General features: G+C 72.0%; 11 protein-coding genes. 3 read left to right on the top strand and 8 right to left on the bottom strand.

The features are described from left to right. From EBH09_RS29020 to EBH09_RS29010, 3 genes are all read right to left on the bottom strand, one after another. On the bottom strand, window positions 1-812 hold an 812-nt coding region (locus tag EBH09_RS29020), incomplete at its 3' end, for a glycosyltransferase (RefSeq protein WP_238697563.1). Beyond that, window positions 809-2,449 carry a carbamoyltransferase C-terminal domain-containing protein gene (locus tag EBH09_RS29015; RefSeq protein ID WP_121749882.1) on the bottom strand — a complete coding sequence of 547 codons (1,641 nt, stop codon included), beginning with the start codon at window positions 2,447-2,449 and terminating at the stop codon, window positions 809-811. The genes EBH09_RS29020 and EBH09_RS29015, both read right to left, overlap by 4 nt. 188 nt (window positions 2,450-2,637) lie before the next feature. Further along, window positions 2,638-3,630, bottom strand: a complete 993-nt coding sequence (locus EBH09_RS29010; protein ID WP_121749881.1) for a UDP-glucuronic acid decarboxylase family protein — start codon at window positions 3,628-3,630, stop codon at window positions 2,638-2,640. 256 nt (window positions 3,631-3,886) lie between these two features. On the opposite strand from EBH09_RS29010, the gene EBH09_RS29000 reads away from it, so the two are divergent. Both EBH09_RS29000 and EBH09_RS28995 read left to right on the top strand, forming a co-directional pair. Continuing rightward, window positions 3,887-4,327, top strand: coding sequence for an SRPBCC family protein (locus tag EBH09_RS29000; protein WP_121749880.1), 441 nt, complete (start codon window positions 3,887-3,889; stop codon window positions 4,325-4,327). 85 nt (window positions 4,328-4,412) lie between these two features. Then, window positions 4,413-5,300 carry an endonuclease/exonuclease/phosphatase family protein gene (locus EBH09_RS28995; protein ID WP_193776596.1) on the top strand — a complete coding sequence of 296 codons (888 nt, stop codon included), beginning with the start codon at window positions 4,413-4,415 and terminating at the stop codon, window positions 5,298-5,300. A gap of 15 nt (window positions 5,301-5,315) precedes the next feature. On the opposite strand, the gene EBH09_RS28990 is transcribed toward EBH09_RS28995, so the two are convergent. The 5 genes from EBH09_RS28990 to EBH09_RS28970 all read right to left on the bottom strand — a co-directional run bounded on the left by EBH09_RS28990 (window position 5,316) and on the right by EBH09_RS28970 (window position 12,237). Next, window positions 5,316-6,467, bottom strand: a complete 1,152-nt coding sequence (locus tag EBH09_RS28990) for an XdhC/CoxI family protein (RefSeq protein WP_121749878.1) — start codon at window positions 6,465-6,467, stop codon at window positions 5,316-5,318. Between the two features lie 52 nt (window positions 6,468-6,519). Beyond that, complete coding sequence (locus EBH09_RS28985) at window positions 6,520-7,977, bottom strand: NCS2 family permease (protein ID WP_121749877.1); 1,458 nt, start codon at window positions 7,975-7,977, stop codon at window positions 6,520-6,522. Between the two features lie 386 nt (window positions 7,978-8,363). Beyond that, complete coding sequence (locus EBH09_RS28980; RefSeq protein WP_121749876.1) at window positions 8,364-10,748, bottom strand: molybdopterin cofactor-binding domain-containing protein; 2,385 nt, start codon at window positions 10,746-10,748, stop codon at window positions 8,364-8,366. A gap of 2 nt (window positions 10,749-10,750) precedes the next feature. Then, complete coding sequence (locus tag EBH09_RS28975) at window positions 10,751-11,347, bottom strand: (2Fe-2S)-binding protein (RefSeq protein ID WP_121749875.1); 597 nt, start codon at window positions 11,345-11,347, stop codon at window positions 10,751-10,753. After that, entirely contained in the window at window positions 11,347-12,237 is an 891-nt protein-coding gene (locus EBH09_RS28970) for a xanthine dehydrogenase family protein subunit M (RefSeq protein WP_121749874.1), read from the bottom strand. Before EBH09_RS28970 ends, EBH09_RS28975 begins: the two co-directional genes overlap by 1 nt. A 300-nt stretch (window positions 12,238-12,537) precedes the next feature. Between EBH09_RS28970 and EBH09_RS28960 the strand changes: the two genes are divergently transcribed. Then, on the top strand, window positions 12,538-12,969 hold a 432-nt coding region (locus tag EBH09_RS28960; RefSeq protein WP_193776595.1), incomplete at its 3' end, for a PucR family transcriptional regulator ligand-binding domain-containing protein.

Below are 12,969 nucleotides of genomic sequence, written 5' to 3'. Positions count from 1 at the left end.
GCGAGGGCGAGGGCGGCCGCGCCGGCGGCGGTGATCGCCGCGTGGCGTCGGATACGGCCCTTGGGCGCCACCGCCTTGGCCCACCAGTCGGGGCCGTGCAGCCGCAGCATCAGGGCGTCGTCGGCGTTGCCCCGCTGCTGCTTCAGGGATGCCCAGCGGGAGGCGTCGCGTACGGGGTGGCGGGTGGTACGGCGGCCCCGCCGGATGCGCCAGCCCGCGTCGAGGACGCGCAGCGCGAGGTCGGCGTCCTCGCGGAAGGCGCGGGTGAAGCGTTCGTCGAAGCCGTCGACCTGCTTGAGCACGTCCGTGCGGTAGGCCATGTCGGCGGTGATCCACTGGGCCCGCGCGAGACCGGCGGTGCCGCGCTCCCAGTCGGTGGGGCGGCGCTCGCCGGGCAGCGGCACGGCGATCACGCCCTGCACGGCACCGGTGTCGGGGGCCGCCTCGGCGAGGTCCTGGACCAACTGGTCGCACCAGTGCGGGCCGACCTGCACGTCGTCGTCGAGGAAGGCGGTCCAGGACGAGGTGACCGCGCGGATGCCGGTATTGCGGGCGGCGGCGGGGCCCCGGCCCCCGCTGCGCAGCACCACCGCGCGTTCGCGCAGGTCGCCGAGGACGGACAGGGGGTGTTCCAGCGCGTCCGGGTCGGCGTCCGGTCCGGGCCGGTCGTCGACGAGGATGATCTCGTCGGGGCCGGGTCCGGTCGCGGCGGCCAGCGCGGCCAGGCAGTCGGCCAGCGTGTCGCGCACGAGGGTGGGGACGACCACGGCGTAGCCGGTCATGGGGCCGCCGGTCGAGGGTGCGCCGCTCATGCGAACGCCTCCCCCCGTCGGACCGCGAACGGCCCGATGGCCAGCAGGTCCACGGGTGCGGAGCCGAAGCACTCCAGCGCGTCGCGCGGGTCGTCGACCATGGGCCGCCCGGCGGTGTTGAGGCTGGTGTTGACCACGACGGGCAGTCCGGTGCGCCGTTCGAAGGCGTTCAGCATCCGCGCGACGAGCGGTTCGCGGCGCTCCTCCACGGTCTGGATGCGGGCGGTGCCGTCGACGTGCACGACGGCGGGGATGCGGTCGCGCCAGGCGGCGGCGACGTCGTGCACGAAGAGCATGTACGGGCTGGGGACCGGCCCGGTGAAGATGTCGGCGGCGCGGTCGGCCAGCACCATCGGCGCGACGGGGCGGAACTCTTCACGGCCCTTGACGTGGTTGAGCCGCTCCAGGTTCTCGGCGCGGCCCGGGTGGGCCATCAGGGAGCGGTGGCCGAGGGCGCGCGGCCCGAACTCGCTGCGCCCCTGGAACCAGGCGACGACGCCGTCCCGGGCCAGTTCCTCGGCGACCGTCTCGGCGATGTCGTCCGGCTCCTCGTAGGGGATCGCGGCGGTCTCCAGCCAGGTGCGGATCTCCTCGTCGCTCCAGCCGCGGCCGAGGTCGGCGCCGGGCATGGGCTCGGGAGCGGTGCCCTCCTGGGCGGCGGAGACGTGCAGGGCGCTGCCGAGGGCCGTGCCCGCGTCACCGGCGGCGGGCTGCACCCACACGTGCCGGTACGGGCCGCGGGCGGCGATCGCCGAGTTGGCGACGCAGTTGAGCGCGACACCCCCGGCCATGGTCAGGGCCTCTCCCCCGGCCTCGCGGTGCAGCCAGTGAACGAGTTCGAGGAGCAGTTCCTCCAGTACCGCCTGGGTGCTCGCGGCCAGGTCGGCGTGGTCCTTCGTCCAGTCCTCGCCCTTGGCGCGGGCCGGGGCGAGGGCCGCCCAGTCGACGCCGTGGGCGCGGAAGCCCCCGTCGCCGGTGGCGTGGACGTGCTCGCGCAGGCGGTCGAGGTGGCGGGGGGTGCCATAGGAGGCGAGGGCCATCACCTTGTACTCGTCGCTGCTGCGCAGGAAGCCGAGGTGCTCGGTCAGTTCCTCGTAGACCAGGCCGAGCGAGTGCGGGAGCGCCTGCGTGGCGAGGGTGTCGAGCTTGCCGTCGCGGTAGCGTCCGGCCAGGTGCGAGGCGGACTCGCCGCGCCCGTCGAGGACGAGGACGTCGTTGTCGGGGTGCGGTGAGGCCGGTCCGGCGGAGGCGGCGTGCGCCACGTGGTGCGGGACGAAGACGACCTGGTCGGGGTCGAGCCCGGGCAGCGCCTCGGCGAGGAACTCGGGGGCGCGGCGGGCGTACTCCAGCCGCAGCGGGTCCCAGGGGTCGTCCAGGCCCATGTCCCGGGCGGGCCGGGCGAGCTTGGGGTCGAAGGAGTACGCGACGGCGTCCAGTTCCCCGGGCCGCACCCCGGCGTGTTCCAGGCACCACCGAGCCGACAGTTCCGGGACCTCCCACGCGGAGAAGGGCACCGGACGCTTGCCGTGCTTGCGGCGGCTGAAGCGCTCTTCCTCGGCGGCCGCAACGGTCCGGCCGTCGACGACGAGTGCGGCGGCCGGGTCGTGGAACAGGGCGTTGATACCAAGGATGCGCATGGGGGGTGCTCCGTCCCGGGCGGCTCGTGGGTGTTACTCGGTCTCTCTGGTCGTGCTGGGTCTCTCTGGTTGTTCTTGGTCACTCTCGGCTCGCGGGTGCCGCGGCGCAGTCGCCTCAAACACTTGGAGACAACTCACTTCCGGATATGACCCGCTATGTCGCACTCAGTGACTGCATACGCCACGGATCACGCGGCGACGGAGTGCGCGAACCAGCCGATGGTCCGCTCCAGGCCCTCGCTCCACCCGACCCGCGGCTGCCAGCCGAGCCGTTCCCGGGCCAGGGTGGTGTCGGGCTTGCGGCGGCCGGGGTCGTCGACGGGGCGCTCGACGAAGCGGATGCGGGAACCGGAGCCGGTGAGCTCGACGACGCGGCGGGCCAGTTCCAGCATGGTGATCTCGTCGGCGCCGCCGATGTTCATCGGCCCGCTCTCGCCGGACGCGGCGAGGGCCAGGACGCCGTCGACGGTGTCGTCGACGTAACACAGGGAGCGGGTCTGGCCGCCGTCGCCGGCGACGGTGAGCGGCATGCCGTCCAGGGCCTGCGCGATGAAGGTGGGCACGGCGCGGCCGTCGCCGGTGCGCATGCGGGGGCCGTAGGTGTTGAAGATGCGGACGATGGCGGCGTCGGTGCCGTGCACCTGGCGGTGGGCGGTGACCAGCGCCTCGGCGAAGCGCTTGGACTCGTCGTAGACGCTGCGCGGGCCGGTCGGGTTGACGTTGCCCCAGTAGGTCTCGCGCTGCGGGTGTTCCAGCGGGTCGCCGTAGACCTCGGAGGTGGAGGCGAGCAGGAAGCGGGCGCCGTCGGCACGGGCACGCTCCAGGGCGTTGCGGGTGCCGGTGCTGCCGACGTCGAGGGTCTCCAGGGGCAGCCGGAGGTAGTCGGCGGGCGAGGCCGGGCAGGCGAAGTGCAGGACCAGGTCGAACCGGCCGGGCAGGCGGCGCACGGCGGCCGGGTCGGTGGCGTCGGCGTGGACGAACCGGAAGCCGCGATGGCGTTCCAGGTCGGCCACGTTGCCCCGGGAGCCGGTGGCCAGGTTGTCGAGGCACACGACGTCGGTGCCGGCTTCGAGCAGGCGGCCGCACAGGTGGGATCCCACGAATCCGGCGCCGCCGGTCACCAGGGCCCGGCGCCAGACGCGTCCACTCACGGGGCTGTCGCCCAGGGGACTCTCGCTCACGGGGTCCTCCTCTCTCTCACCGTCACTTGCGTGTCGGCTGAGTAACCCGCTGAACACCCCCACTACCTCGAACCTGCATTCGATTTGCCCTGTAAACTGCGTCTGTACCCGCTAGGAACAGCCCCTCGGATCGCCGACGCGCTCAAGAAACGCGGCTACGTCCTCGCGACGGCCCCCCAGCTGCCGGCCCCCGGCGCGGCCGAGCCGGGCAAGGTCTGTCGCCGGCCACTCACGGTCGGTTGCCTACGATCGTCCCGTGGCCACCTTCTCGCTCGAACGCACCGCCCCGCTCCCGCTGGACGAGGCCTGGCGCCGGCTCACCGAATGGCAGCGGCACGGCGACGCCGTGCCGCTGACCCGGGTCACCGTCGGCACGCCCGGCCCCACCCGCCGGGGCACGGTGATCGTGGCCCGCACGGGCGCCGGCCCGCTCGCCTTCGACGACAGGATGGAGGTGACCGTCTGGGAGCCGCCTCGGGACGACGCCCCCGGCCGGTGCCGGCTGGAGAAACGCGGCCGGCTGGTGAGGGGCTGGGCGGAGATCGAGGTCCACCCGGGCCCCGGCGGCCGGACCCGCGTGCTGTGGCGCGAGGAGCTGCGCGTCCGCCCGCTGCCGTCCCTCTTCGACGGCGTCCTGGGCCGCGCGGGGCGGTACGTCTTCGGCCGCGCGGTCAACCGGCTCCTGCGACGTCCGTGAACCACGGGTTGCGTACGAGGTACGGGCCGCGGACGGAATCGCGCCGTACGCCACGCCCCGGGCGTTTCCCGCGTACCGTGCCGGCATGTCTGCCAGAGCGCGCACTCTCGTCCAACTGTCCGCAGCCGGTGCCTTGTTGAGTCTGGCGGTGGCGGCACCGGCCGCCTCCGCCGACCGGGGCACCCCCGTCCCGCTGCGCGTCGCCACGTACAACGTCCACGCCGGAACGGGGTCGGACGGCGTCTTCGACCTCGACCGGCAGGCCGCCGCACTGCGCGCCCTCGAGGCCGATGTGATCGGCCTCCAGGAGGTCGACGTGCACTGGGGTTCGCGCAGTCATGGGCTCGACATCGCCGAGGAGTTGGGGCGACGGCTCGGCATGCGGGTGTCGTTCGCGCCGATCTACAGCCTCGACCCCGTGGAGGCCGGGAGCCCGCGGCGCGAGTACGGCGTGGCGGTGCTGTCCCGCTTCCCGATCCGCTCCGCGACGAATCACGAGATCACGCGCCTGTCCACCCAGGACGAGAACCCGGTGCCGGCGCCCGCGCCCGGGTTCGGCGAGGTGACGCTGAAGGTGCGCGGGGTGCCGGTCCAGGTGTTCGTCACCCACCTCGACTACCGCTCCGACCCGGCGGTCAGGGCGGCGCAGGTCGCCGACACCCGGCGGATCATGGCGCGGGAGCGGGCGGCGCTGCCGGGGGTACGGCAGGTGCTGCTCGGCGACTTCAACGCCGAGCCCTCGGCCCTCGAACTGGGACCGCTGTGGGCGGACCTGCGCGACGCCGGGACGGGCACCGGCGGGACGTATCCGGCCGCGGCGCCCGTGAAGCGGATCGACTACGTGGCCGTGGGCAAGGGCGTGCGGGTGTACGGCGCCTCGGTGCCGGACGAGCCCGTGGCCTCGGACCACCGGCCGGTGGTCGCGGACGTCTCGCTGTCACGGAAGGCGGGGAAGGGGCCGGGCGGGGCCTGAGACGGCTCTCAGGTCTCAGGCCACCGAGCCGATGCGGCCGGCCGGTGCCGTCGGGCCGTCGTGGTGGATGGGGGTGTGGGCGCCGGTCAGCGAGGCGCCCGTGCCCCCGCGGCGGGCCGCGACGATCTCGGCGGCGATGGAGAGGGCCGTCTCCTCGGGGGTGCGGGCGCCGAGGTCGAGACCGATGGGGGACCTGAGACGGGCCAGCTCCAGGTCCGTCACGCCGACCTCGCGCAGGCGGGTGTTGCGGTCGAGGTGGGTGCGGCGGGAGCCCATCGCGCCGACGTAGGCCACCGGAAGGCGCAACGCCAGCTTGAGCAGTGGTACGTCGAACTTGGCGTCGTGGGTCAGGACGCACAGCACCGTGCGCGCGTCGACCTCGGTGCGCCCGAGGTACTCGTGGGGCCACTCGACGACGATCTCGTCCGCGTCCGGGAAGCGGACCCGCGTCGCGAAGACGGGGCGCGCGTCGCACACCGTCACGTGGTAGCCGAGGAACTTGCCGACCCGGACCAGCGCCGAGGCGAAGTCGATCGCGCCGAAGACGATCATGCGGGGTGCCGGGACCGAGGACTCGATCAGAAGTGTAAGCGGTGCTCCGCAACGTGAGCCCTGCTCTCCGATCTCCAGCGTGCCGGTGCGGCCGGCGTCCAGGAAGGCGCCCGCCTCGGCGGCCACCGTGCGGTCCAGTTCGGGGTGGGCGCCGAAACCGCCGACGCGGGAGCCGTCCGGGCGGACGACGAGCGCGCGGCCCGTCAGTTCCGCCGGTCCGCGCACGATCCGGGCCACCGCCGCCGCCTCCCCTCGCGCGGCGACGGTGAGCGCGGTGGCGAGGACCGGACGGGCGGGGTCGTCCGCCCGTACCGGAGTGACGAGGATGTCGATGACGCCGCCGCAGGTCAGACCCACGGCGAAGGCGTCCTCGTCGCTGTAGCCGAAGCGCTCCAGGACGGTTTCGCCGTCGTCCAGCGCCTGCCGGCACAGCTCGTACACGGCCCCCTCCACACAGCCGCCGGAGACCGAGCCGATCGCCGTGCCGTCGGCGTCCACCGCGAGGGCGGCGCCAGGCTGGCGGGGGGCGCTGCCGCCGACGGCCACCACGGTGGCCACGGCGAAGTCGCGTCCCTGCTCGACCCACCGGTTCAGCTCTTCGGCGATGTCCAGCATCTGTCGGTCTCCTCACAGAGCGGTGATATGGAAGGGGTTCCCGTGGCAGCGGCTAGTGCACGCCCAGCCAGCTCTCGATCGGGTTGAGGGCGAAGTAGACGATAAAGATCAGCGTCAGCGCCCACATGAACGCGCCGATCTCCCGGGCCTTGCCCTGGGCGGCCTTGATGGCGACGTAGGAGATGACGCCGGCGGCGACACCCGCCGTGATGGAGTACGTGAACGGCATCAGGACGACGGTCAGGAAGACCGGGATCGCGGTGGCCCGGTCGGCCCAGTCCACGTGCCGGGCGTTCATCATCATCATCGCGCCGATGACGACCAGCGCGGCGGAGGCGACCTCCTGCGGCACGATCGCGGTGATCGGGGTGAAGAAGAGGCAGGCCGCGAAGAACAGGCCGGTGATCACGGAGGCGAGCCCGGTGCGGGCACCCTCGCCGACGCCGGTCGCGGACTCCACGAAGACGGTCTGGCCGGAGCCGCCCGCCACACCGCCGATCGCGCCGCCCGCGCCGTCGACGAAGAGCGCCTTCGACAGGCCCGGCATCCGGCCCTTGTCGTCGGCGAGCTTGGCCTCGGTGCCGACGCCGATGATCGTGGCCATCGCGTCGAAGAACCCGGCCAGCACCAGAGTGAAGACGATCATGCCGACCGTCATGGCGCCGACCTCTCCCCAGCCGCCGAACTCCAGGTCGCCGAAGAGTGAGAAGTCCGGCATGGAGACCGCGCTGCCGTGCAGCTCGGGGGCTCCGTTGGCCCACTGCTCGGGATCGATGACCCCGGTGGCGTTCAGCAGGGCCGCGACGATCGTGCCGGTGACGATGCCGATCAGGATCGCGCCGGGCATGCCGCGCGCCTGGAGCATGAAGATGAGGAGCAGGGTGCCCGCGAAGAGCAGGACGGGCCAGCCGGCGAGTTCACCGGTGGGACCGAGGGTGAGCGGGGTCGCCTTGCCCGGGTGGACGAAGCCGCCCTTGACCAGGCCGATGATGGCGATGAACAGGCCGATGCCCATGGTGATGCCGTGCTTGAGGGCGAGCGGGATGGCGTTCATGATCATCTCGCGCAGCCCGGTGACCACGAGCAGCATGATCACCACGCCGTACATCACACACATGCCCATGGCCTGCGGCCAGGTCATCTGGGGAACGACCTGGCCGGCGATCACACCGGACACCGAGAGTCCGGCGGCCAGGGCGAGCGGCACCTTGCCGACAAATCCCATCAGGAGCGTGGTGACCGCCGCGGCGAGCGCCGTCGCGGTGATCAGGGCCTTCTGGCCCAGGGTGTCCCCCGCGGCGTCCTTGCCGGACAGGATCACGGGGTTGAGCAGGACGATGTAGGCCATCGCCATGAAGGTGGTGGTGCCGCCGCGCACCTCACGCGCGATCGTCGACCCTCTGTGGGTTATGTGAAAGTACCGGTCGAGCCAAGACCGTCCGGCGGGGACGCGGGAACCCGCGCCCGCGTCATCGGCGGTGGTCTTGGGCTCCACTGACTGCTGGGTCATGGGGCCGTCTCCCAAGGTTCATAGGTGCACCCGGTCGGCCGCTGGGGCGGTCGCGGGATTTGGGATATGCACGACCCGGGGGACGGCCCGAGGCGAACGCATGTGTGGTGGTACTCAAGCACCGCGAGCGGAGCGGGACTTGGGCTGTACTCCGGACGGCGCGGAGTGTGTGACGTTCCGTGCGCCGCCCGGAGGATTAGGGGGTGTCGTTCGGATCCTGCCGGGGTCGCGTGGCCTGGCACGCACATCTGCGGCGTTGTCGTCGGTTGCCAGGGCTCCGCCCTGACGCCCTCCTCCGCCTTGCAGCTGCACGCACCAGACCCCGCTCGGCTCGGTTCCATGGGCGCCGTTGCCTGGAGTCGGCCTGATCCGAACGACACCCCCTGTCACGCCGTACCGGTCAGATGCTCCGGTCGTACCGGCGTGCGGTCGAGCTCCAGCCCGGTCGCGTTCCGGACGGCCGCGAGGACCGCCGGAGTCGACGACAGGGTGGGTGCCTCGCCGATGCCGCGCAGCCCGTACGGGGCGTGGTCGTCGGCGAGTTCGAGCACGTCGACCGGGATGGTCGGCGTGTCGAGAATCGTGGGGAGCAGGTAGTCCGTGAAGGAGGGATTCCTGACCTTCGCGGTCTTGGGATCGACGACGATCTCCTCCATCACCGCGATGCCCATGCCCTGGATGGTGCCGCCCTGGATCTGCCCGATGACGGAGAGCGGGTTGAGCGCCTTGCCGACATCCTGGGCGCAGGCCAGTTCGATGACCTTGACCAGGCCGAGTTCGGTGTCGACCTCGACGACGGCGCGGTGCGCGGCGAAGGAGTACTGGACGTGGCCGTTGCCCTGGCCGGTGCGCAGGTCGAAGGCCTCGGTCGGCCGGTGCCGCCACTCCTCCTCGACCTCGACGGCCTCGCCCTCCAGCACGTCGACCAGATCGCCCAGGACCTCGCCGCCGTCGGTGACGACCTTGCCGCCCTCCAGGAGGAGTTCGGCGGTGGCCCAGGCCGGGTGGTAGGAGCCGAACTTGCGGCGGCCGATCTCCAGGACCTTCTCGCGCACCAGCTCGCAGGCGTTCTTCACGGCACCGCCGGTGACGTACGTCTGCCGGGAGGCCGAGGTGGAGCCGGCCGAGCCCACCTGGGTGTCCGCCGGGTGGATGGTCACCTGGGTGACGCCCAGCTCGGTTCGGGCGATCTGCGCGTGGACGGTGACGCCGCCCTGACCTACCTCCGCCATGGCCGTGTGCACGGTGGCCACCGGCTCGCCGCCGACGACCTCCATGCGGACCTTGGCGGTGGAGTAGTCGTCGAAGCCCTCGGAGAAACCGACGTTCTTGATGCCGACCGCGTAGCCGACGCCGCGGACGACGCCCTCGCCGTGCGTGGTGTTGGACAGGCCGCCGGGCAGCTGCCGTACGTCGGCGCCCTCGCTGGACTCCCACTGGCGCTCCGGCGGCAGCGGCATCGCCTTGACGCGGCGCAGGAGTTCGGCGACCGGGGCCGGGGAGTCGACCGGCTGCCCGGTCGGCATGATCGTGCCCTGCTCCATGGCGTTGATCCGGCGGAACTCCACCGGGTCCATGCCGAGTTCCTTGGCCACCTTGTCCATCTGCGCCTCGTAGGCGAAGCACGCCTGGACCGCGCCGAAGCCGCGCATCGCGCCGCAGGGCGGGTTGTTGGAGTAGAGGGCGATGGCCTCGATGTCCACGTCGTCGATCACGTACGGGCCGACCGACAGCGAGGAGGCGTTGCCGACGACCGCCGGGGAGGCTGAGGCGTAGGCGCCGCCGTCCAGGACGATCCGGCACTTCATGTGCGTGAGCTTGCCGTCCTTGGTGGCGCCGTGCTCGTAGTACAGCCGCGCCGGGTGGCGGTGCACGTGGCCGAAGAAGGACTCGAAGCGGTTGTAGACGATCTTGACGGGCTTGCCGGTGCGCATCGCCAGCAGGCAGGCGTGGATCTGCATCGACAGGTCCTCGCGGCCGCCGAACGCGCCGCCGACGCCGGAGAGCGTCATCCGCACCTTGTCCTCGGGCAGGCCGAGGACCGGGGCGATCTGCTTCAGGTCGGAGTGCAGCCACTGGGTGGCGACGTACAGCTCGACGCCGCCGTCCTCGGAGGGCACCGCGAGGCCGGACTCGGGACCGAGGAAGGCCTGGTCCTGCATGCCGAAGTAGTACTCGCCCTTGACGATCACGTCGGCCCGCTTGGCGGCCTCGTCGGCGTCGCCGCGGACGATCGGCTGGCGGTGCACGATGTTGGGGTGCGGGACGTGGCCGATGTGGTGGTCGTCGCGGCCCTCGTGGACGAGGATCGCGTCGGGGGCGGTCGCGGAGGCCTCGTCGGTGATGACGGGCAGCTCCCGGTACTCCACCTTGATCTTGGCGGCGGCGCGGCGCGCGGTCTCCGGGTGGTCGGCGGCGACGATCGCGACCGGCTCCCCGTGGTGGCGGACCTTGCCGTGGGCGAGGACCGGGGTGTCCTGGATCTCCAGGCCGTAGTTGCGCACCTCGGTCGGCAGGTCGTCGTACGTCATGACGGCGTAGACGCCCGCCATCGCGAGGGCCTCGCCGGTGTCGATGGAGACGATCTCGGCGTGCGCGACCGTGGAACGCAGGATCTGGCCCCAGAGCATGTCCTCGTGCCACATGTCGGACGAGTAGGCGAACTCGCCGGTGACCTTGAGGGTGCCGTCCGGGCGGAGCGTGGACTCTCCGATGCCGCCCTTGGTCTGGGACCCCTGGGTGATTTTGGTGGGTGCGCCGGTGGCAGCCATGTTCAGACCCCCTCGGACTGGCGGGCCGCGGCCAGGCGGACCGCGTCCATGATCTTCTCGTAGCCCGTGCAGCGGCACAGGTTGCCCGACAGCGCCTCGCGGATGTCCGCGTCGGTCGGGTTCGGGTTGCGCTCCAGCATCTCGTCGGCGGCGACCAGCAGGCCGGGCGTGCAGAAGCCGCACTGGACGGCGCCGGCGTCGATGAACGCCTGCTGGATCGGCGCCAGTTCGGTGCCCTCGCCGGTATGGGAGTCGGAGCCCCGGGCCTGCCACCGCTTGGCCTCGTCGAGCGTGGTGCCCTTGGCGGCGCCGCTGCCGCAGGCGCCGGTGGCGCAGCCCTCGGCGCGCTCCTTGGCGAAGTCGGCCAGGCCCTCGACGGTGACGACCTCGCGGCCCTGCGCCTGGCCGGCCGCGACCAGGCAGGAGCACACCGGAACGCCGTCCAGACGGACCGTGCAGGAGCCGCACTCGCCCTGCTCGCAGGCGTTCTTGGAGCCCGGCAGGCCCATCCGCTCGCGCAGCACGTACAGCAGGGACTCGCCCTCCCACACGTCGTCGGCTTCCTGCGGACGTCCGTTGACAGTGAAGTTGACACGCATTACGCGGCTCCCTCCTCGGTGTGGCGGGCGCCGCGGTACGACTCCCAGGTCCAGGTGAGCGTCCGGCGGGCCATGACGCCGACCGCGTGCCGGCGGTAGCTCGCGGTGCCCCGGACGTCGTCGATCGGGTTGCAGGCGGCGGAGCACAGGTCCGCGAACTGCTTGGCCACCGACGGCGTGATGATCTTTCCGTTGTCCCAGAAGCCGCCCTCCGCGAGCGCCGCGTTCAGGAACTCCTCGGCGGCCTTGGCCCGGACGGGCGTGGGCGCGGCCGAGCCGATGCCGGTGCGGACGGTACGGGTCTCGGGGTGCAGGGCGAGGCCGAAGGCGCACACGGCGATGACCATGGCGTTGCGGGTGCCGACCTTGGAGAACTGCTGCGGCCCGTCGGCCTTCTTGACGTGCACGGCGCGGATCAGCTCGTCGGGCTCCAGCGCGTTGCGCTTCACGCCCGTGTAGAACTCGTCGATCGGGATCAGCCGCTTGCCGCGTACCGACTCGACCTCGACCTCCGCGCCGGCGGCGAGCAGCGCCGGGTGGGCGTCGCCCGCCGGGGAGGCGGTGCCGAGGTTCCCGCCCACGCCGCCGCGGTTACGGATCTGCGGGGAGGCGACCGTGTGCGAGGCGAGGGCGAGACCCGGCAGCTCGGTGCTCAGGTTCTCCATGATCCCGGTGTAGGGCACGGAGGCACCGAGCCGTACGGAGTCCTCGCCGACCTCCCATTCGGAGAGGTCGCCGATGCGGTTCAGGTCCATGAGGTACTCGGGCCGGCGGTGGTCGAAGTTGATCTCGACCATCACGTCGGTGCCACCCGCAATCGGCACAGCGGTGGGGTGCTCGGCCTTCGCGGCGAGCGCCTCCTCCCAGCTGGCGGGGCGAAGGAAGTCCATGACCGGCTCTCTTCTTCGTCTTCGTCTGGTGAGTCGTACAGATTGAGCCAATCCGTGTGCGGCGGGCCCGGCTCGTTCATGTGCTGTTCACGTGGAGTGACCTCAGTACACCGCCCGGTACTCCACCAGGGTCAGTCGCAGAAACCATGAAGGAGTTCGCTGGCCAGGGCGGGCATCTTGTAGATTCGTATGAAAGGAGGCCCTCAGTAACCTCCTTGCTTTCCTCTGGTCCCTCCGGAAAACGGGCGGCACACCCGGGTGACCTGGAACACTTCGAGACAAAGATCGGCGGCGACGAGAATGCGGCTGCGCGCACTGCTGGACACCGACGCGCTGGGCCTCAAGCTGCTCGGCGGCGAGGACGAGCTGGACCGCTCCGTCCGGGGCGTGATGACCACCGACCTGCGGGACCCCAGCCGCTACCTCTCGGGCGGGGAACTGGTCCTCACCGGCCTGGCCTGGCGTCGGGACGCCGACGACTCCGAGCCGTTCGTCCGCCTGCTGGTGCAGGCCGGGGTGGCCGCGCTGGCCGCCGGTGAGGCGGAGCTGGGGAGCGTGCCGGAGGACCTCGTGGCGGCGTGCTCGCGGCACCACCTGCCGCTCTTCGCCGTGAACGAGTCGGTCGCCTTCGCGACCATCACCGAGCACGTCGTCCGCCAGGTCTCCGGCGAGCGGGCCGGGGACCTCGCGGCCGTGGTGGACCGGCACCGCCGGATGATGACCTCCGGCCCG

The sequence above is a fragment of the Streptomyces sp. E2N166 genome (assembly GCF_003671715.1).
GTDB lineage: Bacteria > Actinomycetota > Actinomycetes > Streptomycetales > Streptomycetaceae > Streptomyces > Streptomyces thinghirensis.
This window is presented reverse-complemented; position numbering and strand designations above follow the sequence as displayed.

Coding starts and splice junctions, on each gene's coding strand:
- EBH09_RS28970 (WP_121749874.1), bottom strand. CDS start 12,237: ATGGACTTCCTTCGCCCCGCCAGCTGGGAGGAGGCGCTCGCCGCGAAG.
- EBH09_RS28985 (WP_121749877.1), bottom strand. CDS start 7,977: ATGACCCAGCAGTCAGTGGAGCCCAAGACCACCGCCGATGACGCGGGC.
- EBH09_RS29015 (WP_121749882.1), bottom strand. CDS start 2,449: ATGCGCATCCTTGGTATCAACGCCCTGTTCCACGACCCGGCCGCCGCA.
- EBH09_RS28990 (WP_121749878.1), bottom strand. CDS start 6,467: ATGCTGGACATCGCCGAAGAGCTGAACCGGTGGGTCGAGCAGGGACGC.
- EBH09_RS28975 (WP_121749875.1), bottom strand. CDS start 11,347: ATGCGTGTCAACTTCACTGTCAACGGACGTCCGCAGGAAGCCGACGAC.
- EBH09_RS28980 (WP_121749876.1), bottom strand. CDS start 10,748: ATGGCTGCCACCGGCGCACCCACCAAAATCACCCAGGGGTCCCAGACC.
- EBH09_RS28995 (WP_193776596.1), top strand. CDS start 4,413: ATGTCTGCCAGAGCGCGCACTCTCGTCCAACTGTCCGCAGCCGGTGCC.